The sequence below is a fragment of the Bartonella sp. P12B genome (assembly GCF_055796185.1).
Window position 1 is genome coordinate 219,861 of sequence record NZ_JBTTDI010000003.1, and the last position, 24,314, is coordinate 244,174.

Annotated in this window: 21 protein-coding genes, 1 tRNA gene and 1 pseudogene; 15 read left to right on the forward strand and 8 right to left on the reverse strand. The window is 36.3% G+C overall.

Annotation, left to right across the window (positions count from 1 at the left end; all coding sequences use genetic code 11):
- Nucleotides 1–55: 55 nt before the first annotated feature.
- Entirely contained in the window at nucleotides 56–535 is a 480-nt protein-coding gene (gene ruvX, locus AC0QT1_RS03665) for a Holliday junction resolvase RuvX (RefSeq protein WP_473200431.1), read from the forward strand.
- Here the strand turns inward: ruvX and AC0QT1_RS03670 are convergent.
- Entirely contained in the window at nucleotides 520–2,148 is a 1,629-nt protein-coding gene (locus AC0QT1_RS03670; RefSeq protein ID WP_473201661.1) for an acyl-CoA dehydrogenase family protein, read from the reverse strand. The genes ruvX and AC0QT1_RS03670 overlap by 16 nt on opposite strands.
- 126 nt (nucleotides 2,149–2,274) lie before the next feature.
- Here AC0QT1_RS03670 and AC0QT1_RS03675 point away from each other — a divergent pair, with 126 nt between their 5' ends.
- The 4 genes from AC0QT1_RS03675 to dprA are packed head-to-tail and all read left to right on the forward strand — an operon-like array spanning nucleotide 2,275 to nucleotide 6,371.
- Nucleotides 2,275–3,240 carry an aspartate carbamoyltransferase catalytic subunit gene (locus tag AC0QT1_RS03675; protein WP_473201662.1) on the forward strand — a complete coding sequence of 322 codons (966 nt, stop codon included), beginning with the start codon at nucleotides 2,275–2,277 and terminating at the stop codon, nucleotides 3,238–3,240.
- The gene (locus AC0QT1_RS03680; RefSeq protein ID WP_473201663.1) at nucleotides 3,237–4,532 is read left to right on the forward strand and encodes a dihydroorotase; all 1,296 of its coding nucleotides are present in this window, start codon (nucleotides 3,237–3,239) and stop codon (nucleotides 4,530–4,532) included. Before AC0QT1_RS03675 ends, AC0QT1_RS03680 begins: the two co-directional genes overlap by 4 nt.
- 17 nt (nucleotides 4,533–4,549) lie before the next feature.
- Complete coding sequence (plsY, locus tag AC0QT1_RS03685) at nucleotides 4,550–5,167, forward strand: glycerol-3-phosphate 1-O-acyltransferase PlsY (protein ID WP_473201664.1); 618 nt, start codon at nucleotides 4,550–4,552, stop codon at nucleotides 5,165–5,167.
- The gene (dprA, locus tag AC0QT1_RS03690) at nucleotides 5,157–6,371 is read left to right on the forward strand and encodes a DNA-processing protein DprA (protein ID WP_473201665.1); all 1,215 of its coding nucleotides are present in this window, start codon (nucleotides 5,157–5,159) and stop codon (nucleotides 6,369–6,371) included. Before plsY ends, dprA begins: the two co-directional genes overlap by 11 nt.
- Here dprA and AC0QT1_RS03695 read toward each other — a convergent pair.
- The gene (locus AC0QT1_RS03695) at nucleotides 6,301–6,507 is read right to left on the reverse strand and encodes a hypothetical protein (RefSeq protein WP_254771059.1); all 207 of its coding nucleotides are present in this window, start codon (nucleotides 6,505–6,507) and stop codon (nucleotides 6,301–6,303) included. The two genes, dprA and AC0QT1_RS03695, sit on opposite strands and share 71 nt — an antisense overlap.
- A gap of 265 nt (nucleotides 6,508–6,772) precedes the next feature.
- Here AC0QT1_RS03695 and topA point away from each other — a divergent pair, with 265 nt between their 5' ends.
- The 6 genes from topA to AC0QT1_RS03725 all read left to right on the forward strand — a co-directional run bounded on the left by topA (nucleotide 6,773) and on the right by AC0QT1_RS03725 (nucleotide 15,325).
- Nucleotides 6,773–9,358 carry a type I DNA topoisomerase gene (gene topA / locus AC0QT1_RS03700; protein WP_473201666.1) on the forward strand — a complete coding sequence of 862 codons (2,586 nt, stop codon included), beginning with the start codon at nucleotides 6,773–6,775 and terminating at the stop codon, nucleotides 9,356–9,358.
- Between the two features lie 3 nt (nucleotides 9,359–9,361).
- On the forward strand, nucleotides 9,362–11,641 hold the full coding sequence (gene rnr, locus AC0QT1_RS03705; RefSeq protein WP_473201667.1) for a ribonuclease R: 2,280 nt from the start codon (nucleotides 9,362–9,364) through the stop codon (nucleotides 11,639–11,641).
- A 1,415-nt stretch (nucleotides 11,642–13,056) separates the two neighbouring features.
- On the forward strand, nucleotides 13,057–13,224 hold the full coding sequence (gene rpmG / locus AC0QT1_RS03710; RefSeq protein WP_473200423.1) for a 50S ribosomal protein L33: 168 nt from the start codon (nucleotides 13,057–13,059) through the stop codon (nucleotides 13,222–13,224).
- 364 nt (nucleotides 13,225–13,588) lie between these two features.
- On the forward strand, nucleotides 13,589–14,149 hold the full coding sequence (locus AC0QT1_RS03715) for a thermonuclease family protein (protein WP_473201668.1): 561 nt from the start codon (nucleotides 13,589–13,591) through the stop codon (nucleotides 14,147–14,149).
- 30 nt (nucleotides 14,150–14,179) lie between these two features.
- On the forward strand, nucleotides 14,180–14,815 hold the full coding sequence (locus AC0QT1_RS03720) for a uracil-DNA glycosylase family protein (protein WP_473201676.1): 636 nt from the start codon (nucleotides 14,180–14,182) through the stop codon (nucleotides 14,813–14,815).
- A gap of 18 nt (nucleotides 14,816–14,833) precedes the next feature.
- Nucleotides 14,834–15,325 carry an Lrp/AsnC family transcriptional regulator gene (locus tag AC0QT1_RS03725; RefSeq protein WP_473200420.1) on the forward strand — a complete coding sequence of 164 codons (492 nt, stop codon included), beginning with the start codon at nucleotides 14,834–14,836 and terminating at the stop codon, nucleotides 15,323–15,325.
- A 47-nt stretch (nucleotides 15,326–15,372) separates the two neighbouring features.
- Here AC0QT1_RS03725 and cobT read toward each other — a convergent pair whose 3' ends face one another.
- From cobT to glpD, 3 genes are all read right to left on the reverse strand, one after another.
- Nucleotides 15,373–16,362, reverse strand: coding sequence for a nicotinate-nucleotide--dimethylbenzimidazole phosphoribosyltransferase (gene cobT / locus AC0QT1_RS03730; RefSeq protein WP_473201669.1), 990 nt, complete (start codon nucleotides 16,360–16,362; stop codon nucleotides 15,373–15,375).
- 381 nt (nucleotides 16,363–16,743) lie between these two features.
- Complete coding sequence (gene dusA, locus AC0QT1_RS03735; RefSeq protein ID WP_473200418.1) at nucleotides 16,744–17,724, reverse strand: tRNA dihydrouridine(20/20a) synthase DusA; 981 nt, start codon at nucleotides 17,722–17,724, stop codon at nucleotides 16,744–16,746.
- A gap of 262 nt (nucleotides 17,725–17,986) precedes the next feature.
- A complete protein-coding gene (gene glpD, locus AC0QT1_RS03740; protein ID WP_473201670.1) occupies nucleotides 17,987–19,522 on the reverse strand; it encodes a glycerol-3-phosphate dehydrogenase in 1,536 nt (511 codons plus the stop codon).
- A 287-nt stretch (nucleotides 19,523–19,809) separates the two neighbouring features.
- Between glpD and AC0QT1_RS03745 the strand changes: the two genes are divergently transcribed.
- From AC0QT1_RS03745 to AC0QT1_RS03760, 4 genes are all read left to right on the forward strand, one after another.
- Nucleotides 19,810–20,682, forward strand: coding sequence for a DsbA family protein (locus tag AC0QT1_RS03745; RefSeq protein WP_473201671.1), 873 nt, complete (start codon nucleotides 19,810–19,812; stop codon nucleotides 20,680–20,682).
- A 254-nt stretch (nucleotides 20,683–20,936) separates the two neighbouring features.
- Nucleotides 20,937–21,416, forward strand: a complete 480-nt coding sequence (gene accB / locus AC0QT1_RS03750) for an acetyl-CoA carboxylase biotin carboxyl carrier protein (RefSeq protein WP_473201672.1) — start codon at nucleotides 20,937–20,939, stop codon at nucleotides 21,414–21,416.
- Nucleotides 21,417–21,430: 14 nt separating this feature from the next.
- Nucleotides 21,431–22,789, forward strand: coding sequence for an acetyl-CoA carboxylase biotin carboxylase subunit (gene accC, locus AC0QT1_RS03755; RefSeq protein ID WP_473201673.1), 1,359 nt, complete (start codon nucleotides 21,431–21,433; stop codon nucleotides 22,787–22,789).
- 202 nt (nucleotides 22,790–22,991) lie between these two features.
- Nucleotides 22,992–23,067, forward strand: a tRNA-Thr gene (locus tag AC0QT1_RS03760).
- Nucleotides 23,068–23,166: 99 nt separating this feature from the next.
- Here the strand turns inward: AC0QT1_RS03760 and AC0QT1_RS03765 are convergent.
- The 3 genes and pseudogenes from AC0QT1_RS03765 to AC0QT1_RS03775 form a co-directional block, all read right to left on the reverse strand.
- A complete protein-coding gene (locus AC0QT1_RS03765; RefSeq protein ID WP_473200413.1) occupies nucleotides 23,167–23,370 on the reverse strand; it encodes a helix-turn-helix transcriptional regulator in 204 nt (67 codons plus the stop codon).
- Nucleotides 23,371–23,442: 72 nt separating this feature from the next.
- On the reverse strand, nucleotides 23,443–24,066 hold the full coding sequence (locus AC0QT1_RS03770) for a lambda exonuclease family protein (RefSeq protein ID WP_473200412.1): 624 nt from the start codon (nucleotides 24,064–24,066) through the stop codon (nucleotides 23,443–23,445).
- A gap of 1 nt (nucleotide 24,067) precedes the next feature.
- A pseudogene (locus AC0QT1_RS03775) lies at nucleotides 24,068–24,314 on the reverse strand (ERF family protein); the annotation flags it as partial.

The following is a 24,314-nucleotide window of genomic DNA, read 5'->3' on the forward strand; positions in this document are numbered from 1 at the left end:
CAAGCGCAAGAATATTGATAACCTGAAACACGAAAAGACTTAAATTATAAATCATATGGCTATTATTAATATCAATGAAGTTATGACACATCTTTTACCTGGGCAAGTCATAGCAGGTTTAGATTTGGGAAAAAAAACGATTGGAATTGCAGTTTCTGATATAGGGCTAACTTTTGCAAATCCGCGTCCTGTAATTCAACGAAAAAAAATCATGGAAGATGCGCACAGCCTTATAAAAATTTTTGATCATGAAAATGTGGGGATTATTATCATTGGATTACCCCTTAATATGAATGGAAGCTGCGGTCCTCGTGCTCAAGCAACCAGAACTTTTGTCAGCACTATGAAAGCATATATAAAAATTCCATTTGTTTTTTGGGACGAACGTTTATCAACAATTGCCGCAGAACGTTCTCTTCTAGAAATGGATGTATCACGCGCTAAAAGAGCAACAAGAATTGATTCGGCCGCTGCTGCTTTCATATTGCAAGGTGCACTCGATAGACTTCAAAGCCTTCATCATATGGAAGGATAAAGAACATTTAACAAATGTCCTGCATTATACCGTGCAATAAGCATTCCATAGGAAGATCTCCATTGTCCTCCAAGGCGGCTTTCCATATAAGCATTTGCCACATGTTCTATATCTATAGAACGTAATGACGCGGCGGCGGCGGCATACGCTACTTGTTCAACAAAAAATCTTCCAGCTCCCTCACTTGCCGATGCCATCTCAGCAGCAGACTTAATGATCTCGATTGCCCGTAGTCCAGCTGGTCCAATATCAACAGCAATTTTTTCTAACAATTTCTGAAATAATCCCGGTGCCCTTTCGGCGATGAGAATTGCATCTTTCACCAATTGATTCGCAGAGCTATTTCTCACAATCCGTGCAGGACCATTGTACAACATTTGTGATAATGGATTACCTTCTACAAAACTTTCGATGCCAAGCTGTGCAATAATCTCGCCAATAATAGGTATGACGAGTTGGCTTACATGATAAGCAATAATAGGAGTCATAATTCTCGCAAAAGCTGCTTCAGAGCGATCATTTGCAGCATTATCAAAGGCTCGTGCTAAACGTAAAACCAATGCTTGTGCAGCAGCAACATCCAGTGCAATATCAGCAAAAATACGTTCTGTTAATGGGGGCAAAGGTTGATCTGGCATCTTTTGCCGAAAAAAATCGATACCAGATTGGAGTGCAGCGCGCAAAACACCTGCCGATACGACAGATTGATCAAAACGCATCATCGTTTCAATATCTTTAATGACTTTCAATCCCTCCCCCATATTTCCTAAAAGCCAACCATAACTCCCTTGAAATTCAACAACTCCCTCTGGAGTTAAAGATTCTCCAGGACGTTGTAGCAAATGACGAATCGATATAATGCCATTTAACGCTCCATTTTCTTGTATTCGTGGAACTAAAAAGCAACTTAAATGACCATCTGATTCTGCACTCACAAGATATCCATCAACTATAGGGTTAATAACATTCGTTTTTACAACATTTAAACGGTACAGATCACAGCCAACTTTTTCATCAAAAGAAATTTTTTTAACAATTGGGAAATTGAAAGAGTACTTTTCGTGTTGTTCAACATCATCAAAAGCACAGGTAAATGAAGCCGCCCTTTTGCTATTAATAGGTTTAGACGATGAATCATATTGTCGTGATAAAAGCACATTTTGCCATTTGTTAAAGAGCCCAACATCACTAATTAAGACTGCTATAGCTGCACTTGCTATAATCACCTCATTCAAATGCCCTGTTTCTAAACCAGCAGATAAAGCTAAGCGAATTGCACGAGCTTGGTAGCGTACTCCGTTTTCTGAAGTGGTATTCTCCCAAAGTGAAGTGACCAAGCCAGCGTGTCTAGAATATTGTTGAAGAGCTTGATAAGAAGAATGGATCTCTAATTTTTCTATTGGATGTCCCCATTCATCATTGTAACGCAATATGGGCCGATAATGATTCGCTAAAGAGGAAAGCTCCCATGCTTCACGACTCGCTACAAAATCTCCTATTTCTTCAAAACTTGCTAATAAAAATTTAGGCAACGTAGAAGCAATACGAAACATAAGCGTATCACTGAGAAACGCATTTTTTTTGCGGACATTTTGCGCAGATACAGCACTCATAGGCATATTCCTATTATTCAAATCATTCACATCATAGACTATTTGTCATTTTGCAATTAAAAAACATTTATTATATTCAAACAAATGCTTGTTTAATCTGTTTAGAGAGAGATAGAAAATAATGCTATGACTCAAAATACTTTTTTTCCCCTTTTTCCCCATCAACATCTTTTAGGCATTAAAGATTTGAGTGTAGAAGATCTCACCGTATTGCTGGATCGTGCAGATGCAAATGTTAATCTCTCTAAAAAAATTGATAAAATGAAATCTCCAGTGTGTGGATACACTCAAATTAATCTTTTCTTTGAGGCTTCCACGCGTACACAATCTTCTTTTGAATTAGCTGGAAAACGTTTAGGCGCAAACGTGATGAGTATGGCTATTGGCAATTCATCTGTAAAAAAAGGAGAAACATTAATTGATACAGCAACAACCCTCAATGCAATGAAACCAGATATACTTGTTATTCGTCATAATAGCGCTGGAGCTGCCGCTTTGTTAGCAAAAAAAGTGAATTGTTGTGTGATTAATGCAGGTGATGGTGCCCATGAACATCCAACACAAGCTTTATTAGACGCTCTGACAATTAAAAGGACAAAAGGCCGCATTGAAGGATTAACTGTTGCAATTTGCGGAGATATTTTGCATTCACGTGTCGCGCGTTCTAATATCCTCAGTCTCAACGCCTTGGGAGCTCGGGTTCGTGCTGTTGCGCCTTCTACACTCCTACCCACAGGAATTGCTGATATGAGTGTTGAGGTTTTTAACACGATGAAAGAAGGACTTAAAGGTGCTGATGTCATCATGATGCTCCGCTTACAACATGAACGTATGGCAGGTTCCTTTATTCCCTCCATTCGTGAATATTTTCATTATTTTGGTTTACATAAAGAAAATTTGTCTTATGCCAAAAGTGATTGCATTGTTTTGCACCCTGGTCCAATAAACCGTGGCATAGAAATAGCATCTGACATAGCAGATGGACCACAAAGTATGATTCATACACAAGTAGAAATGGGAATCGCTGTACGTATGGCTGTCATGAAGGCTTTATTGGATTCACGCCTTAAAGCAAGTGGAGAGAAAAAATGATAAAGCCAATCGTTTTTCAAAATGCCCGTGTTATTGACCCCTCACGCACAATGGATGAAGTTGGCACTGTCATTGTTGAAAATGGACTGATTGTAGCCGCTGGAAAAGAAGCATTAAATCAAGGTATCCCCGAAGGGGCAGAAATTATTAATGCACAAAACAAAGCAATCCTTCCAGGACTTGTTGATGCTCGTGTTTTTGTTGGAGAGCCAGGAAATGAAAGTCGTGAAACAATTACATCAGCAAGCCAATCTGCAGCAGCCGGTGGTATTACTTCTTTCCTTATGATGCCAGACACGAATCCAATTATCGATACTGTAGCACTTGTTAAATTTATTAGGCATACAGCACAAGAAATGTCATCGGTCAATATTTATCCTGTTGCTGCGATCACTCAAGGTTTTCAGGGACAAGAAATAACCGAGTTTGGTTTGCTAAAAGATGCAGGAGCTGTTGCTTTTTGTGAAGGAAAAAAAACACTTCAAAATTCATCTGTTATGCGGCGTGCTATGACATATGCACGTGATTTCGATGTTCCATTAATGCATGAAACACAAGATGAAGATCTTACAGGAAAAGGCGTTATGAATGAAGGACTCCTAGCGAGTTGGCTTGGTCTTTCTGGAATCCCTCGAGAAGCAGAAGTTATTCCACTCGAAAGAGATTTGCGCTTAGCTGCATTGACACAAACACGCTATCATGCGGCACAAATATCGACAGCATTATCTGCTGAAGCATTGCGCTTAGGCAAACAACGCAGCGAAAAGATTTCAGCCGGTGTATCTATTAATCACTTGTCTCTTAATGAAAATGACATTGGTGAGTATTGTACATCTTTTCGTCTTATGCCTCCATTGCGTAGAGAAGAAGATCGCAGAGCAATGATTGAAGCAATAAAAGATGGAACGGTAGATATTATTGTCTCTTCCCATGATCCTCAGACTGTTGATACAAAACATTTACCATTTAATGATGCAGCAACAGGTGCCATTGGTATGGAAACTTTATTGAGTGCAGCTTTACGCCTTTATCATGATGAAAGCATCTCTCTTTTACGATTAACAGACCTTTTATCAACAACACCTGCAAAACTCTTTGGTCTGAATGCAGGGACCCTCAAAAGAGGTTCTTATGCGGATCTCATTTTGGTTGATCTTGAAGAACCATGGGTGGTTTCTGCAAAGAAACTATATTCACGCTCAAAAAATACACCTTTTGAGAATGCACGCTTCCAAGGGCGTGTTATTCAAACTTTTGTTAAAGGACAATCAATTTTTAAACTTGATCAGTAAACTTAATGAGATTTTTAATGAATGAAAGTGAAATAGTTTTTCAGTTTTGGACTTGGTTTATCTTTCTGATGTCCTATCTCACCGGATCGATCCCATTTGGTTTGCTTTTTACGCGATTAGCTAAACTTGGTGATGTAAGAACAATTGGCTCTGGTAACATTGGAGCGACAAATGTTCTACGGACAGGAAATAAAAAAGTTGCCGCTTTCACACTTCTTTGCGATATGTTGAAGGGAACTGTTGTTATTCTTTTTATAAAATTTTTAGATGCTCCGATAGAAAATAGTCTCCTTATTTCTTTAGTTGGTTTTTTTGCATTCTTGGGGCATCTTTTTCCCATATGGTTGAAATTTAAAGGTGGAAAAGGTGTTGCTACCTATCTTGGTGTGTGCTTAGGAGTCTACTGGCCAGCAGCAATTATTTTCATTGTTGTATGGATGACGATTCTTCTACTCACACGCTACTCTTCATTATCCGCACTTATTGCTGTGATTATCACTCCGATATTTGTTTTTTACTTTTCCGATCCTTATTTCTCTTTTATGCTGTTTGTGATGAGCATATTTGTGTATATAAAACATTATGTAAATATTCGTAGATTATTAGTTGGAAAAGAAAGCAAGGTTGGTAAATAAAACGGGGATGAATAAAGGAATCTTGCTCACTGATCGTCAACGTCTCAATTGGTTACGGTTATTGCGAAGTGAAAATATTGGAGCAGTGAGTTTCCGCAATCTCATTGATCATTATAAAACAGCAGAAAATGCTTTAGCGGCACTTCCTGAGCTTGGTAGAAAAGGTGGGCTTTCTACTTCTATTCGAATAACAACGATAGAAGATGCTGAAAAAGAAATACAAGAAGCTGAAAGGTTAGGCATTCGGTTTATCGGTGTCGGAGAACCGGATTATCCTGCTTTCCTTAAGGTCACGGAATCTCCCCCTCCTCTCATTGCCATAAAAGGGAATGTTTCAGTTTTCCAAAAACCTTCTGTTGGAATTGTAGGATCTCGCAATGCTTCAGCGGCTGGCAAAAAACTTGCTGCTCAATTTGCTAATTTTCTTGGAGATGCTGGTTTTACAACAATCTCCGGACTTGCTCGCGGAATTGATAGCATTGTACATCAATCAAGTTTATTAACAGGTACAGTCGCAGTAATGGCTGGTGGAATTGATCACATCTACCCTCCTGAAAATAAAAAACTCCATGAAGATATTATCGCCAATGGGGGAGCGATTATCAGTGAAATGCCGATTGGTTGGAAGCCACGCGCTATCGACTTTCCACGGAGAAACCGCATCATTGCAGGTCTCTCGCTCGGTCTCTTAGTTGTAGAAGCTGCTCTACGATCAGGTTCCTTAATCACCGCACGTCAAGCCGCAGAAATGGGACGATTAACTTTCGCCATTCCCGGCTCTCCACTTGATCCAAGATCTGTTGGTACAAACAACTTAATTAAAGATGGCACTCTGCTCACCACGCATCCCTCTGACATCATCGAAATGCTTACACCATTAACCCCAATTTCCGCACATTCCCAACTCAATTTTTTTGAGGAACCGTCCTCTCTACAACTTGAAAAGGATAGCTCCATCCTTCCTAATCAAAAAACCAGCAGTCCCTCTTCGGTTGTAGATGATGCAGAGCGTGCGGCCGTTTTTTCCGCCCTTTCAACAACTCCAATCGATCTAGATACACTGAGCACTCACTCAGGTGTTTTACTGCCACACCTTTACCTTGTGCTTGTAGAGCTCGAGCTTGCTGGAAAGCTTATTCGACACTCTGGTGGTTATGTGTCATTGTCGAATTCGGATCTTCCCCAAGAGCCTCAGCACTATTAATAATGCTTTGCCCTTCTTTAGCAACCATATCCAAAAGCAACGCTAAAAGTGGGCTATGTGCTTGACGCGCCATCTGATTCATTTGTTCTGACATATCTGTAATATATTGGATAACTTTTAAATGATTTATAAACATAATTCTCTATCCTTGAGCATTTCCCCTCCTACTTCTCAATAGATGTTATCTTAGTAATTTTCCGTATGTTTTTGTATTAATAGTATAAAATAAACAGTGTAACTTTATATAGGGTGTATTTTAATAATAACAATCACAAGTTGTGCAATATTAATGTTTTTTATATGGCTAATATTTTTTTATGTGCTCTTAACGAATTGCCATTAGCTATTCCTATGAAAGAGGTTTATAAAAAAAATTTTTATTTCAACATTCGGGTAAAATTATGGATATCGTTATCGTTGAATCTCCAGCAAAAGCAAAAACAATTAATAAATACCTTGGTTCTCAATATAAAGTAGTCGCATCATTTGGACATGTTCGTGATTTACCGGCAAAAGATGGCTCTGTTCTACCCGATCAAGATTTTTCTATGAAATGGAGTGTAGATTCTGCTGCTGCTAAGCGTTTGAATGAAATAGCAAAGGCTGTCAAAGAGGCGGATAGCCTCATCTTAGCAACAGACCCTGATCGTGAAGGAGAAGCAATTTCATGGCATATTCTTGATGTGCTTCGTCAAAAAAAAGTTTTAAAGGATAAACCTGTTAAACGGGTTGTCTTTAATGCCATCACCAAAAAATCTGTTCTTGATGCCATGAGTAATCCACGTGATATTGATACATCACTTGTAGATGCATATCTCGCACGTCGTGCTCTTGATTATCTCGTTGGTTTTACACTCTCACCTGTTTTGTGGCGTAAACTTCCTGGTGCACGTTCAGCTGGTCGCGTTCAATCCGTTGCTCTACGTATTATTTGTGATCGAGAATCGGAAATAGAACATTTTATCAAAGAAGATTATTGGTCTATTACAACAAGCTTAAAAACCATCCGAAATGATGTTTTCCAAGCAAGATTAACAATGTTTAATCAAAAAAAGATTGGCAAACTTGATATTCAATCTCAAGAACAAGCAGATCAAATTCGTCTTATGTTGGAGGAAGCAAAATATCATACACTCAATGTTGAAGCAAAGCCCACAAAGAGGAATCCTTCTCCTCCGTTTACAACATCTACTTTACAGCAAGCAGCTTCTTCAAAATTAGGATTTTCAGCCTCTCGCACTATGCAAGTTGCACAAAAACTTTATGAGGGCATTGAAATCAATGGTGAAATGGCTGGACTTATTACTTATATGCGTACCGATGGTGTGCAAATAGCTCCAGAGGCCATTGATTCAGCAAGAAAAGTCATTCATACCTCCTTTGGCAGTGATTATGTTCCTGAAAAACCACGTTTTTATTCAACAAAAGCAAAGAATGCACAAGAAGCACACGAAGCTATTCGCCCAACCGATTTTCAACGAATACCAAAACAAGTACGAAGTTTTCTCGATAGTGATCAAGCAAAACTCTATGAACTGATATGGAAGCGCGCTATTGCTAGCCAGATGCGTTCAGCTGAAATTGAACGCACAACTGTTGAAATTGAAGCACAACAAGGAGAAAACTACGCGAAGTTACGTGCGACAGGTTCTGTTATTCGTTTTGATGGCTTTATTTCTGTTTATACTGATCCACGAGAAGAAGAAAACGATAATGAAGAAAATGAAACAACACGTTTACCGCAAATAAACACTGGTGAAGCACTTACAAAAGAAAAAGTTGAAACTATACAACATACAACAGAGCCACCTCTCCGTTATTCTGAAGCTTCCTTAATTAAAAAGCTTGAAGAATTAGGAATCGGTCGCCCTTCGACTTATGCGTCTACATTATCCACACTTTGTGATCGTGGATATATTGTCATTGATAAACGGAAACTTATTCCTGATGCAAAAGGGCGTATTGTTACAGCTTTTCTTGAAAATTTCTTTAATCGCTATGTAGAATATGGTTTTACAGCAGATCTTGAGGAAAAACTGGATCTTATATCGGATGGCAAACTTTCTTGGAAAGATGTAATGCGTGATTTTTGGGATGGATTTAATACATCTATTACCAACATCAAAGAACTGCGTATCACAAATGTCCTTGACGTTTTAAATGTGACATTAGCTCCTCTTGCTTTTCCTACACGTGAAGATGGAAGTGATGTCCGTTCTTGTCCTCTTTGTAAAAACGGTGAGTTATCATTAAAGCTAGGACGTTATGGCGCATTTGTTGGCTGCTCTAATTATCCTGAGTGCAAATACACACGCCAACTTGGAACAGAGACAGGAGAAGAGCATGAAGCCATGCGTAATGATGAACCTATCATACTTGGTATTGATCCTCAAACAGGAAAAGATATTTCTCTTCGCAATGGTCGTTTTGGTCCCTATATTCAGCTTGGTGAAAGCAAAGAATCCAAACGTGCAGGACTACCAAAAGAATGGCAAGCAGAAAATGTAACCCTTGATAAAGCCTTGGCCTTACTCTCCCTGCCTCGTGAAATTGGCAAGCATCCTGAAACAGGAAAAATGATTACAGCAACTATCGGGCGTTATGGTCCCTACCTTACGCATAATGGCAAATCTGCTCCTCTTGTTCATGTGGATGAAGTTTTTGATATTGGCATCAATCGTGCCGTTACAGTGCTTGCTGAAAAAAAAGAAAATAAAACAACGCGGAGTAGAACAACCTCAGCTGCACTCGCAACATTAGGGGAGCACCCAGATGGAGGAGCTGTCACCTTACGCGATGGGCGTTATGGTCCATATGTTAATTGGGGCAAAATTAACGCAACATTGCCAAAAGACAAAGAACCAATTAGTGTAACACTTTCAGAAGCATTAGAACTTATATCGGTTAAAGAATCTGGTAAAAAAGCAACCGGTAAAGTTTCCAATAAAAAAACAAAAAGAGCTCCTTCCAAAAGAAAAGAGACATAAAATTTGACTAAAGGTGCAAAAAAAACAAAATATTTCCAATCATTCAATATGGAACAGCTGCCCAACAAGGCGGAAATTCTTTCCTTTATTAAGGAGTATCCTGACCAATCCAGTAAACGCGAAATTGCCAAAGCTTTTAACTTAAAAGGTGATTCTCGTATCTGGTTGAGAGGTATATTACGTGAGCTGAAAGATGAAAACCTCATATCAAACCAACGTAAAAGGGCAATAAACAAAGAAAAATTACCACCTGTTGCTTTGGTAAAAATTAATGGCCGAAATGAAGATGGCGGTTTAATTGCTCAACCTCTTAAATGGGAAGGTGATGAAAAACCAAATATCGAAATACACTCTTTTCATCACATAAAAGGAACAAACGTTGGCGTTGGAGATCACGTTCTTGTAAAAATTTTTCAAAATAAAACGTCTCAACACCCTCATTATACAGGGCGAATTATTCGTAAAATTGATGCGTCCCCAAAGAGCGTATTTGGTGTTGTACAAAAATTAAAAACTAATCAATGGAAATTTATCCCTATAGAACGCAAAACGAATGAACTCATTATTGAGAGCGCCAAAACAGACTCAAAAATAAAGATAAAATCTGGTGACCTTGTTGAAGTTGAGATTAAAAAAAATACTGGTTATGGACTAAAAAGCGCACAAATCAAAAATATTTTAGGATATATTGAGAGTGAAAAAACACTATCGATGATTGCTCTTCTCTCAAAAGGAATTCCCTATATTTTTCCTGAAAATGTTCTTGAGCAAGTAAAGCATATAAAACCTGCTAACATAGAAAATCGTGAAGATTGGCGGCAATTACCACTTATTACAATTGATCCAGCAGATGCAAAAGACCATGATGATGCGGTCTATGCAACAAAAGATAAAGATCCTAAAAATCCTGGTGGTTGGATTATTGTTGTCGCGATTGCAGATGTTTCTTATTATGTTAAAACAGGAAGTTCTTTAGATAAAGAAGCATTAAAACGAGGGAATTCTATTTATTTTCCTGATCATGTTGTACCAATGTTGCCAGAACGCATTTCTAATAATTTATGTTCTCTACGTGAAGGAAAGGAAAGACCAGCTTTAGCCGTTCGTATGATTTTTGATGCGAATGGGCACAAACGAAAACATAGTTTTCATCGTGTTATGGTGCGTGTATTAGCTAAACTTTCTTATCAAGAAGTCCAATCAGCAATTGAGGGAAAGATAAATGAAAAAAGTTCTCCCTTTTTTAAGAACATTTTGCTGCCCTTATGGGAATCTTATGAACTCCTTAAAATCGCGCGGAATCTTCGACAACCATTAGAGTTAGAAATAACAGAAAAGAAGATTATACTTGATAAAAATGGGTGCATCAAAGATGTTGTGAATGAACCTCACTTAGAAGCCCATCGTTTGATCGAAGAATTCATGATCCAAGCGAATATCGCAGCTTCTGAAACATTAAAAGAACATCATCAACCCCTCCTCTATCGTATCCATGATAAACCCTCTCTTGCAAAACAAGAAGTACTACGAACTTTTCTTCAAAGTTTGGGGATATCACTCTCTCGAGGGGCAGAACTTACCTCAGCGCGTCTTAATAGTATTTTAACAAAAGTGGCGAATACCCAACAACAAGAATTAGTCAATCAGGTTATTTTGCGCGCCCAATCTCAAGCTGAATATAATCCTAAAAACATTGGCCATTTTGGTTTAAACTTACAGAATTATACGCATTTTACATCACCAATTCGTCGATATGCTGATCTTATTATCCATCGCGCACTGATTAAAGTTTTAAAATTAGGGAATGATCAATTAACAGAAGCACAAGAGCAAAATCTTGAAGAAATAGCTACTCAAATTTCTTTATATGAACGTCGTGCAATGATAGCTGAAAGAGAAACCATTGATCGACTTGTCGCACACTACTTAACCAACAAAATCGGCTGTATTTTTACAGGACGTATTTCTGGTGTTACAAAAGCAGGTCTTTTTATCTCACTTGATAGACTTAATACAGATGGTTTTGTACACATTTCTACACTTAAAGATGATTACTATTATTTTGATGAAGCGCAACATATTCTTGTAGGAAAGCATAGTCATAAAGGTTACCAACTGAGTGATAAAGTAGAAGTAAAACTTGTAACCGTACAGCCTTTTGCTGGTGCTTTAAGCTTTGAGCTCTTAACAGAACCTCGTCCAATAGCTTTTTCCTCTACTTCCTATCATAAAAGCAAATTTATAACAAAAAAAAGAAAATACAATTTTATAAAAAAATATTAATATAAAAATATAAACTATAGAAAATTAGAAATTATTATGTAATTTACTATAAATTTTATCTCATTTACCTATAAAATAAAATTTATTCATTATATAATATTTTATATTTATAAAATATAAAAATAATACAAAATATTTATCATAATTTTTTATATTAAATTAATTATAAATTATACAATTTAATAGATTTGTTTTTTTATTATAAATCAATTTTTTATAAATTGAATAACTAAAGATACAATTAAGCTATCTTAATAAGAGCTAAAAAGCTTTTAAAATTCAAAAATTATTGGTATGCAATCGTTATAGAACTTACAATCATGAGTTCTATTAGCATAGCATGAAGAATATATTTTTAGCTTCTAATAACTGAAAAAAATATTTCAAAGAGTGCTATCAGCTATAGCAGAATGGTAGAATCGTTATAATGAATAGCGAAGTTTAAAGCTTTTTAAGGTTCTAAATTTTTTGACGCAATATGAAGTTTGTTCACTTTAAAATTTATAATTATATTTCATCATGACAGTTCTGTTTATCCTATCAAAGCTTTGAATAACAGTTTTGAAACAGTTAAAAAAAGGATTTCTTACTTTTTTATGCGATCATACTAAGCTTAGTTCTTTGATGGGGTCTATGTTGATAAAAATATAAGGTTTCATATTTTTACTGGCTGCATCTTTGTTGTATTTGCTGCTATCCAAATTTTTATCACTTAGAAATTAAGTCCATAATAAAAAATATAGACGACTACTCCCTCTATCTTTTTTACGTTTTCAAGCTTAATGATGACAGTAAGTCTTTATGATGTTATCTAAATGGAAGAATTACCTCTTATAATACCTTCGCATATATATATTGGATAATGAAAATCAGGCAGAACACTTGATGGCAACATTCGTAATTGGTAACAATTTCTCTTGAGCGGTATATTAGTATTATAAGCAATTATGCCACAAATCGATGTTATTCTTTTAGAGCAATATCATATTTAAGAGTTATTGGAACTTTTATCATGAATAATAAAACATCTATAACTTTTGATGTTTTCTCTCTCTTTTTGGAAGCATATCTAAAAGACCTTATATCGTCGGACTTACACATTTAGAGGCACGTCTCAAAGGGTATGAATTTATTCCTACTTATTTTTCTTTTGTTTCGTTATGGAATCAGTACCTCATTAAGACAATCATTACTGGATAATTAGGATATCTTTTTTTTTAGCAATAAAAGGGAGCTATTACTTGATGGCTTGTTTCTTTGCTTATATTTTTATTTGACTAATTGTACAACGCATGAGGAAATTAATCAGCTCTTGACTTTTTTTAGAACATCCGTAGTGTTGCCGCAAAATTTAATTACATTAAAACAGATTTTAAGAGTAAATTGTTTTCAGTAAAATAAAGGATGCTTAAATTATGGCTAAAGCAGCAACCATTAAGATCAAGCTTTTATCAACTGCAGAGACTGGTTTTTTCTATGTAACAAAGAAAAATAGTCGTACGATGACAGATAAAATGAGTAAACGTAAATATGATCCAGTTGTAAAAAAACACGTTGAATTTAAAGAAACAAAAATTAAATAATTGATTACATATTTAACTGACAAGTTCTGTAGCGTAGAATAAAGGTAATTTTATTATTCTTTAGAAGGATTTTTCAAGATGTGTTCTTAATATTTTTAAAGTTGAAGGTGTTAGTATACCTGTAACTTATATGTTGTATATAGAGATTTGGAACGCTTTTTTTCTTTTTTGTTTATTTACATTATGACAAAAATACTTATTATAAGATTGTGTTTTATTTTTTAACACGTGCATGAAATTGCAAAGCGTATTAAATGTATAAGAATTTCTTAGTTATACTGAATAATAAAGAATGAAATTTATGCAAAAATTGTAAGGGATTCTCAGTCAATAAAACGTATCACCGTAGCAGTTTATTTGTTTTATGAAAAAAGAGGCTTATTTTAAGATAAAAGATTTAAATCTAAAGGCAATTGGCTTTAGTATTTTTGTTATTTTTACTATTCTTGTCATTATAACATTTTATTTTAAATATACTGAAACACCCCCTAAAAAAGTAAATTTTTTCTCTAAAGAATCTGTCAAAGGTTATGCATTCATCATTGACGGTGATTCAATTATAATTTCTTCTGTTACGATTCGTCTTGCAGGAATAGATGCCCCTGAGCTCGGACAATTTTGTGGTAATAAGAAAATGCGCTATCCATGTGGACTTGAAGCAAAAAAATATTTAGAACGACTCATAGCAAATCAACCTGTTACATGTTACTGGTCTAAAAAAGATAAATATCGCCGCATTCTTGCAACATGTGAGACCAAACAAGTCAGCAATATTAATGCGACCCTTGTGCGTGATGGTTTGGCAGTAAGCTACTATGATTACCCCGAAGAAGAGCAAAAAGCTAGAAAGAAAAAAAAAGGAATATGGCGATCATATTTTCAACGACCGAGAGAATGGCGAAAAACACATCCTCGAATAGAATAAAAGATATTCTTGACTCTTCCATATTTATCAATGAAACAACCACAGCGTAGCCAAATTATCGAACTTGAAAAGAAAATTTATTCTTGTCGTATTTGTATCCAACATCCTCATTATCTTCCTCCTCTTCCTCATGAACCAAAACCTGTCGTTTATTTATCCGATACAGCTTCTATTGCAATAGCGGGTCAAGCACCAGGATTGCGTGTACATGAAACTTCTATTCCTTTTAATGATCGTTCTGGTGAAAGATTGCGCAATTGGCTTGATGTTACGAAAGAAGAATTTTATAATAGATCTCTCTTTGCTATTGTTCCTATGGGATTTTGTTTTCCAGGCTATGATTCAAATAAATCTGATTTACCTCCAAGACGTGAATGTCGTGAAATATGGCATAAAGAAGTATTTCAGGCTATGCCCCAAATAAAGCTTGTCCTTGCTATTGGAAGTTATGCACAAAAGTGGCACATTACCGAATTAAAGCATAAAACTGTTTCAGAAACCGTCAAGGATTGGAGAAATATTCTTTCCATAAATCAACCTCGAGGCTATAATGTTATGCCTTTACCTCATCCATCATGGCGAAACACTTCTTGGTTACGCAAAAATCCATGGTTTAATGATGAGCTTATCGTATACCTACGAAATTTAATACGTAAACTTTTATAAATTGAATTGAGAAAAAACATGGATCGTCTGGATCGAAAAATTTTACATCTTTTACAAGAAAATGCGACACTCTCTGTTGCTGATATCGCTAAAAGAGTTGGTCTTTCAACCACTCCTTGCTGGCGTAGAATTCAAAAACTTGAAGAAGAAGGTGTTATTCAGCGTCGTGTTGCCGTTCTTTCTCCAGAGAAAGTAAACGCGCATGTTACCGTTTTTGTTTCCATTCGTACAAACACCCATAGCCATGAATGGTTTAAGCGTTTTTCAAAAATTGTAGGAGAATTCCGTGAAGTAATCGAATTTTATCGAATGAGTGGAGATATTGACTATTTATTGCGCGTTGTCGTTCCCAATATAGAAGCCTATGATCTATTTTATAAGAAATTAATTGCACGAATTGATATTCGTGACGTTTCATCTTCTTTCGCAATGGAACAGATTAAATATACAACAGAACTTCCCCTCAATTACATAAAATTGCAAGAAAAAACGAACGAACAAAGTTCTTAAAGATTTATTTAAAGGCGCTATCACCCTTTATAGATAGTCAAATCATTTTATTCAAAAGTCGCCATTCGTGTGTGAGTCAAAATAGCAGCCTTAACAATACCAACCGCAATAGCCGCACCAGCCCCTTCACCAAGAGACATATTCAAATCTAAAAGTGGCTCTTTGTCAATTTCTTTTAAAAGTTTACGATGTGCAGATTCAGAGGAAACATGTCCAACAAGAGTATGATCTAGAGCTCTTGGATTCATTTTATAAAGAACAGCTGCTGCTGCCGTTGCAACAAAACCATCTAAAACAACAGGTACTTTTTCCATTCTTGCTGCTAAAATAGCACCAATCATAGCGGCAATTTCACGGCCTCCTAAGCGACGCATTATTTCAAAAGGATCATTTAAATGACCTTTATGTAAAGAAAGCGCTCTCTTGACTGCTACTATTTTACGCTGGTAAAATTCTTCCTCACCCTCCATACTGCTTCCTATCCATTCCTCCACTTCTCCACCAAACAAAGCTAAACATAGAGCTGAAGCTATTGTTGTATTTCCAATGCCCATTTCACCTATACACAAGAGATCTGTCCCACCCGCAATGGATTCCATTCCAAATGCCATTGTAGCAGCCGCACTCCGTTCGTCCATTGCTGCATCTTTAGTAATATTCATTGTGGGATATTCGAGTGCCAAATCAAAAATCTTCAATCCAAGATCATACGCTATGCAAATTTGATTAATAGCAGCACCACCAGAAGCAAAATTTTGCACCATCTGTTGTGTCATAGACTGTGGAAACGATGTAACATGTTCTTCTATAACACCATGATTTCCAGAAAAAATAGCGACCAAAGGTCGTTTGACAACAGGTTTTTCTGTTCCTCTCCATCCTGCATACCAAACAGCGATATCTCCAAGTTTCCCTAAGGCTCCTTGAGTTTTCGTTAATTTTGCTTGCCGTCTTTTTGCCAACATCATAGAAAATGCGTCAGCAACAGGTAAATTCGCGAGTAAAGCACGAAAATCATCAAATGGACTAACGGTCATGAAAATACCTTTTCAAATCTAAAATGCTTAATGAGAATCTCGTCATATATACAGGATATGAATAATTTATTTGTTTTTTTAAAGCAGCTTTTAAAAACGTTAAATCTTATGCGTAAAATTATTTTTGCACTTTATTTTTAATGAGATAACTATTTTAGTAATTTATATAATATCAATATATTACTCTATATTTTTAAATTATATTCTTAATAGAAATTTTCTCTTGCGTAACATTAGACCACCTATTTATAGGGAGTCCTCTCCATAATAAAAAGTAACAGTTTTTTGCAGTCTACGAATCTAAATTCATTCAAAATCTTCATAAAAAAATAAAGCTCTAGATTTCTTAAAGCTTTAACAAAAATCAATCTGTATCTGTTATTAAATGATAGCAGAAAAAGCTTTTTTCAAAACATGCACGCCTGCATCAACTTTTGTTGCATCATTTGATAATATTTGCCGCCATCGACGCGCCCCATCTCGACCATGAAATAATCCAATCATGTGACGCGTCACATGAGAAAGCCGTCCTCCTAATGCGATATATCGAGCAATATAATCACACATAGTTTCAATAAGATCACCATCACTCAGATTATTCTGCGATTCACCATATATTTCAAAATCAATATATTTTAAAAAAGCTGGATCGTGATAAACTTGCCGACCAATCATGGTAGCATCACACACCGTTAAATGTTTTTTGATTTCATCAATAGATTTAATTCCACCATTTATTCCAATGAATTTATGGTGATATTTACGTTTTAACTTATAAACTCTTTCATAATTCAGTGGCGGAATATTGCGATTTTCTTTAGGGCTTAATCCTTGTAACCATGCTTTACGTGCATGTACCCAGAGGGCATCACACCCAGCATTCCAAACTTGATGCGCTAAAATATCTAAAGCGAATTCTTCATCCTGCTCGTCCACACCAACACGACATTTAACAGTAACAGGAATGCTAACTACTTTTTTCATCGCTTCCACAGCACTTGCCACAATGTCAGGATGTAACATCAAACAAGCACCAAATACACCCGCTTGAACACGATTTGATGGACAACCAACATTGAGATTTATTTCGTCATAACCAAATCCTTCAGCAATTTGTGCGGCCTTTGCCAATTTTTCCGGATCAGCTCCTCCTAATTGTAAAGCAATTGGATGTTCTTTATCGTTCAAAGCCAATATTTGTTCGCAAACACCATGAATGACAGCATCGGCTACAATCATTTCGGTATAAAGAAGAGCTTTTTTCGTTAAAAGGCGATAAAAAAACCGGCAATGGCGATCTGTCCAGCCCAACATTGGAGCTACCGCAAATTTTACTGATGATGGAGAATTATAAAATATCATAGGAGCATCACTCTCTCATCTATTAACTGCCTCCTATTCATACATATAAGCCTCCAATTTTTCCTCCTTCACAAAAAAGCTTTATTATTTTCCCCCCATATGATCCCCGTGATCCCCGCCGGCATTATCTAGGATAGTCTTTTAAAGTATTTTGATTTTGATAAACAATAAATGAAAGCACGATATAAGATACATCATTATGACTTATTTTCCTTCAATGCCTTTCATTCTATTGCACAAATGAAGTGACTATAAAGCTTGATTAGCATAAATTTTGTTCAATTTCTTTTTTGTCTTCCATATAAGCAGAGAGAGCATCAATTTCTTTCTTATTAAACAAAAGCCCAAGTTTTGAACGGCGCCATAACACATCTTCACATGTTTTAGCCCATTCCTTTTCCATTAACCATTTAACTTCAACCTCATAAAGCCCATGACCAAAATCTTTTCCTTTTTCTGCCATACCATTTGTAAATATCACCAGCGCCTCCGAACCATAAGAGCGTGCAAGTCTACGATATGTGAAAGCATCTAAACCTGGAATCAAAAGAGCAATCTTATTTTCAATTGTATCCAGCCTATCATATGGAAAATCACCTCCAGGAAGCGTTGACTTTTCTGTCCACGGAGCTCCTTTTCTTCCAAGAGCTTTTTCAACAAATTTCATGGCATCTTCAGCCAACTTGCGATAAGTTGTGATCTTACCACCATAGAGATTCAGAATCCGTGGCCCATTTTCTATCCCCATTTCTTTCAAAACATAATCACGTGTAATTTCTTGTGCTTTTGAAGCCCCATCGTTATAGAGTGGACGAACACCTGAATAAGTCCAGACAATATTTTCACGCAATACAGGTTGTATAAAATATTCGCTTGCTGCTGTACAAAGATAATCAATTTCTGTATCCGTAATATGAACATCAGCAGGATCACCTTGATAGTCACAATCTGTTGTTCCAAGGAGCGTAAACTCGTCCTGATACGGAATAGAAAATATAATACGCCCATCACCATTTTGAAAAATATAAGCCCGATCATGGGCATAAAGCTTAGGAACCAAAATATGAGACCCTCTAACAAGCCGTACAGGCGGATTCTTTTTACAGTCTAATATATTCGCCAAAATATGATTAATCCAAGGTCCCGTCATATTCGCAATATAGGAAGCTGTGACACAATATTCTGTACTGTTTAATTTATTTCGAAGAAATATAAGCCATTTTTCTTCTTCTCTCTTTATAGAGATAACTTCTGTCTGTACTTTTATATCAGCCCCCTGCTTTTCAGCATCACGAGCATTCACAATGACCAAACGCGCATCATCTACTCTAGCATCAGAATATTCAAATCCCCTCTGATACTCTTCTTTAAGTGTAGAGCAGAAATTTTTTGAAAAATTAACCATTTTACTGCTCCACAGTTTTTGATTCCAATTCCCTAAATAATCATAAATGAAAAGTCCCAAACGCAACATCCAAGCGGGGCGCAACTTTTTATGATAGGGGAGAAGAAAACGCAAAGGACGCACAATATGGGGAGCCATCCGTAAAATAATTTCGCGTTCTTTCAATGCTTCACGAACAAGTCTAAATTCATAATGTTCAAGATAACGAAGACCGCCATGAATAAGCTTTGTTGAAGCACTTGATGTGCCCGAGGCAAGATCATTCATCTCCGCCAATCCCACTTTAAATCCGCGTCCAGCTGCATCTCTTGCTAACCCACACCCATTTATCCCTCCACCAATGATAAATAGGTCATAATGTGTTATGGTTTTCATAATTTTACTTTTCATCATTCAAGTTAATTTGTTTTACTGTACGTAATAAGACAGTAGATAAAGAGAATATTAACGTGCTTAATTGAATTGTTAATGTCTTTTTTCTACAGTAAAAAAGGAAGGAAATTTCATCTACTTTTAAAATAGCGCCTAGCAAAATTATGCCTCATATAAAATCTTCTTATCTAAAGAAAAAGGATATTCTCTTCGTAACTCACTAACTATCGTTAAATACTTTATTGCATACAGGCAAGAGTTTTCATATAGTTTACTCAACATCACAATAGGAATATAAAGCCGTACAAATGACCCATAAGCCTCAATACTCAAAAACGACAATCCTTGCAAAATTTTCAGCAACAATTATGTTGAGTATTTTTATCTCTTCGTCCTTTTTATCAGATGCAATATCAGGCGGGAAAACAGAAAATCATTTTAGCTCAGAAAATCTTAAAACACAGCTTTTAGAAGATCCCGCGTTTTTATCTAAGCTTAAAGAAAAACTTATACCACTTATTGATGATCACACTATTCAAAAAATTGTAAGAGAATATTTACTCACTAACCCAGAAATCATGATTGAAATGCAGCTTATCCTCCAAGAGAAGCTGGAAGAGAAAAGCGAACAAAAATCTCAAAAACAAGCTTCAATCATTAATTTGTTTAAAAAGGAAATTTTTCAATCTTCTCACGATGCTGTCTTGGGAAACCCAAATGGTAAAAAAGTGCTTGTTGATTTTTTTGATTACAATTGCGGATATTGTAAAATCTCCTATTCATACATAGAAAATTTAATAAAAGAGTATCCAGATTTACAGGTTATTATAAAAGATTTACCAATTCTGGGTCCTGATTCTATGGCAGCACATAGTGTTGCCTATGCTTTTCGCAAACAACTTCCAGAAAAATATCCTCAGTTTCTTAAAGCACTTTTAACCAATAAAAGTCGTGCTAATGAGGCTAAAGCTATAAAAATAGCAGTTTCATTAGGAGCAGATGAAAAAAAACTGCACAATGCACTAAAAGATTCTAATCTTCAAAATTACTTTAAGGACAATATACAAATTGCCTCTGCACTCAATATTACAGGAACACCTTCTTATATCATTGGCAATAAAGTACTCATCGGAGCCGTGAGCCAAGATATTCTAAAAGAATCCATAGAAAATACAGAGTAAAATATCTTTCTTTACCTCATCGACTTTATAAACAACATCTTAAATGAAATGATTTTATCCTTTCTCTTTTCTGATAACCAGCTTATAAAAGCAATTCCATACAGCAGATACTGGATTGAAATTGCAAATTATAATCTAAAAAGTAAAGAGCTTTTAATAGAAACCTCAAAAGAGAGATCATCCGTAGTCTAGAGATATTCGATCATAACAATTAAATAATGACGATCTTCATTGATCAAGGAGTGAAAAATAAAATGGCAACAAAAAAAATCGACGCGGAGCAACATACCGCTATTGATACGAAAATTATTCGTGACCTTGCTGAAATTTTAAATGATACAAATTTAACAAATATTGAACTTGAACAAGGTGGACTTCGTATTTGTGTATCGCGTCAATACACCTCATCTGCTTCTGAACAAACAATTTATGCTCCCACTCTTTCTGTAACTTCCCCTCCCACCTCAACAACTGAAACTCCTATACAAGAAGACAAATCAAAAAATACAATAACATCTCCCATGGTTGGAACAGCCTATCTTGCACCTTCACCAGGCGCACAAGCTTTTGTAGAAATAGGGCAAAGTGTTTCTGAAGGACAAACATTACTTATCATTGAAGCAATGAAAACAATGAATCAAATTCCATCACCACGTTCAGGCACAGTGACCACAATTTTTGTTAAAGATGGGCAACCCGTTGAGTTTGGTGAACCACTAATTGTTGTTGAATAAAGCAAGGAGCAACTATGATTCGAAAAATCCTCATCGCTAATCGGGGAGAAATTGCTCTTCGCGTGCTACGAGCCTGCAAAGAGCTTGGAATAAAAGCCGTAGCCGTTCACTCCACTGCTGATGCCGATGCAATGCATGTTCGTCTTGCTGACGAAAGTGTCTGTATTGGCCCTCCTCCAGCACGTGATTCTTATTTAAGTGTTCAGCAAATTATCGCTGCGTGTGAAATTACAGGAGCAGAAGCTGTTCATCCGGGCTATGGATTTCTTTCTGAGAATGCAAAATTTGCAGATGTTTTAGAAGCTCATAACATCACATTTATCGGCCCAACAGCTGCGCATATTCGAATCATGGGGGATAAAATCGAAGCAAAGAAAACCGCTAAAAAACTTGGAATTCCAGTAGTTCCTGGCTCAGATGGAGCTATTACTGAAGAAGATGAAGCTTTACGTATTGCTCATGAAATTGGTTATCCTGTTATTATTAAAGCTTCTGCAGGTGGTGGTGGACGTGGTATGAAAGTCGTTCATTCTGAACAAGAGTTTGCTATAGCACTTAAAACAACCCGTTCAGAAGCAGCCGCAGCTTTTGGAAATGATGCGGTTTATATCGAAAAATATTTAGAAAAGCCCCGTCATATTGAAATTCAAGTTATAGGTGATGGAGCGGGAAATGCTGTTCATTTAGGAGAACGCGATTGTTCACTTCAACGGCGTCATCAAAAGATATGGGAAGAAGCTACATCACCTGCGCTGAATGAAATTGAACGAAAAAAAATTGGTGACATTGTAGCAAATGCCTGTGCACAACTTGGATATCGTGGAGCAGGTACTATTGAGTTTCTTTATGAAAATGGCGAATTCTACTTTATTGAGATGAATACGCGTTTGCAAGTTGAGCATCCTGTAACTGAAGCGATTACAGGCATAGATTTAGTCCATGAACAAATTCATATTGCATCAGGCTATAAACTTTCTGTTACACAAGATGATATTTGCTTCTCTGGTCATGCTATTGAATGTCGTATTAATGCCGAAGACCCTATTAATTTTACACCATCACCAGGAACCATTACACACTTTCATACGCCTGGAGGTTTAGGAATTCGCGTTGATTCAGGTGCCTATTCAGGTTACCGTATCCCTCCTTATTATGATAGCATGATCGGAAAGCTCATTGTTCATGGACGTACACGTTTAGAATGCATGATGCGTTTACGACGTGCTTTAGATGAATTTGTAGTCGATGGAATCAAAACAACATTGCCTCTTTTTCGTAATCTCATTAACAATAAAGATATTGCAGACGGTAACTATAACATTCATTGGCTAGAAAAATATCTTTCTCATCAATCAACTTGCCCAGATTCATGATCTGATAACAAAATGGTAATGTTCATTAACACTTCTAAAAAATGGTAACACGGAAGAATATGAAAATTTCTATAAACAAGTATCAGAAAACAAAAAAGCTGATTATTTATAATTTATGATATAAGTCTTTAAAAATATGCACCAAAATTGATAATTTTCTGTTTTCCTTTTTGTAAGTTTGTGCTAGTTCTTATATTGTTATGCCCTTATAGCTCAGTTGGTAGAGCACCTGATTTGTAATCAGGGGGTCGGGAGTTCGAGTCTCTCTGGGGGCACCATTTTTTATCTTTAATATATTGAAATATATAATCTTTTTCTTTTAAAAGCTAATTTCAGACCACCTTTTAGACCACCTTCTACAATTTATACAACTTTATCTATATTGTTGTTATTTGCTCCTTATTTTTCTTTGGAGTGAATGCCAAAATCTCTTTCTTTCTCCATCTCACTGCTCTCCCTAGCTTATAGGGCTCAGGAAACACCCCTTGAAGAACCCAATTGCGAATCGTTGTGGTTGATACGCTAAAGAGTTGTGCACATTCACGTGTTGTTACATATCTATCGCCATCATCAAATATCATCTCGTTACCTTTCACTCTTTTATATTACATAAATGGGTGGGGGTGCTGGGAGGAGAGAGCACCCCCATAGGGTTAAGCAGCTTTTGTCAAGATCTGTTTCATGTCTTGCTCTATCTCTGCTAAAAAGGCTTCAACTGCTTTATTAATCTCTTCAATTTGTTCATCATCACGGTGGATGCGTTGGATTTTCATGCGTAAGTGAGATGATTTCCCTACAAATTGTGGATTATAGCTAATGAAATCACACCATTTGCGCCCTGTGCAAGCCATTTGGAATTGCATCTGCGCTATGTATTCAGGTTTAATCTCGTCATACATAAAAAAACGAAGATGTGTCGTTGACTGTAGACATTTGACCTCAACTAAACCGTCTTCACCAATCAAGCCATCAGGACTAGCCCCCGCCATTTCTATGGTAGGATGTGGTATAAAACCGCATTTTATAACATCGGCATCATAAATGAATTCATATTCTTTCAGAGCATCCTCTTCATGTTCAATACCCCATTGCATAGACGGTGTTATATAAGATTGGCTTATTTCTCCTGTTAAGCGTTCTGTCATGAGTTTCATTTTGTAGTCTTCATATTTGCTTGTAGGCAAACCTTTTGCTGTCTTACTGAGTACATTATAAACATTAGAGGCTGTGACTTTCCCTAATCGCGCTTGAAACCATTCTGCTGTTCTTTGTTCCATATCAAACCGCCGTTTGTTGTTGTGTTGATACCATTTGCTTATTCTGTTTATCTTTTAAAAGGTGCAAAATGGTTTGCGCGCTCTGATCAGAGATATCGTCAAGCTTTTCGACTTTCGCATAAGAAAGTATCTTTTCTTCTTCTACCTTTGTTTGTAGCATAAGCCTTCTGATTTCATTGATCTGTTCTGGAAAAGCCGGTTTTTGAGGCATATTCCCATCTTTATCGTCTTCTTTACTTGCGACATTA

Excerpts from the sequence above, each read along its gene's own strand:
- ruvX (WP_473200431.1), top strand. The coding sequence starts at position 56 with ATGGCTATTATTAATATCAATGAAGTTATGACACATCTTTTACCTGGG.
- AC0QT1_RS03670 (WP_473201661.1), bottom strand. The coding sequence starts at position 2,148 with ATGAGTGCTGTATCTGCGCAAAATGTCCGCAAAAAAAATGCGTTTCTC.
- AC0QT1_RS03675 (WP_473201662.1), top strand. The coding sequence starts at position 2,275 with ATGACTCAAAATACTTTTTTTCCCCTTTTTCCCCATCAACATCTTTTA.
- AC0QT1_RS03680 (WP_473201663.1), top strand. The coding sequence starts at position 3,237 with ATGATAAAGCCAATCGTTTTTCAAAATGCCCGTGTTATTGACCCCTCA.
- plsY (WP_473201664.1), top strand. The coding sequence starts at position 4,550 with ATGAATGAAAGTGAAATAGTTTTTCAGTTTTGGACTTGGTTTATCTTT.
- AC0QT1_RS03695 (WP_254771059.1), bottom strand. The coding sequence starts at position 6,507 with ATGTTTATAAATCATTTAAAAGTTATCCAATATATTACAGATATGTCA.
- topA (WP_473201666.1), top strand. The coding sequence starts at position 6,773 with ATGGATATCGTTATCGTTGAATCTCCAGCAAAAGCAAAAACAATTAAT.
- rpmG (WP_473200423.1), top strand. The coding sequence starts at position 13,057 with ATGGCTAAAGCAGCAACCATTAAGATCAAGCTTTTATCAACTGCAGAG.
- AC0QT1_RS03715 (WP_473201668.1), top strand. The coding sequence starts at position 13,589 with ATGAAAAAAGAGGCTTATTTTAAGATAAAAGATTTAAATCTAAAGGCA.
- AC0QT1_RS03720 (WP_473201676.1), top strand. The coding sequence starts at position 14,180 with ATGAAACAACCACAGCGTAGCCAAATTATCGAACTTGAAAAGAAAATT.
- AC0QT1_RS03725 (WP_473200420.1), top strand. The coding sequence starts at position 14,834 with ATGGATCGTCTGGATCGAAAAATTTTACATCTTTTACAAGAAAATGCG.
- cobT (WP_473201669.1), bottom strand. The coding sequence starts at position 16,362 with ATGACCGTTAGTCCATTTGATGATTTTCGTGCTTTACTCGCGAATTTA.
- dusA (WP_473200418.1), bottom strand. The coding sequence starts at position 17,724 with ATGATATTTTATAATTCTCCATCATCAGTAAAATTTGCGGTAGCTCCA.
- glpD (WP_473201670.1), bottom strand. The coding sequence starts at position 19,522 with ATGATGAAAAGTAAAATTATGAAAACCATAACACATTATGACCTATTT.
- AC0QT1_RS03745 (WP_473201671.1), top strand. The coding sequence starts at position 19,810 with ATGACCCATAAGCCTCAATACTCAAAAACGACAATCCTTGCAAAATTT.
- accB (WP_473201672.1), top strand. The coding sequence starts at position 20,937 with ATGGCAACAAAAAAAATCGACGCGGAGCAACATACCGCTATTGATACG.
- accC (WP_473201673.1), top strand. The coding sequence starts at position 21,431 with ATGATTCGAAAAATCCTCATCGCTAATCGGGGAGAAATTGCTCTTCGC.
- AC0QT1_RS03765 (WP_473200413.1), bottom strand. The coding sequence starts at position 23,370 with ATGATATTTGATGATGGCGATAGATATGTAACAACACGTGAATGTGCA.
- AC0QT1_RS03770 (WP_473200412.1), bottom strand. The coding sequence starts at position 24,066 with ATGGAACAAAGAACAGCAGAATGGTTTCAAGCGCGATTAGGGAAAGTC.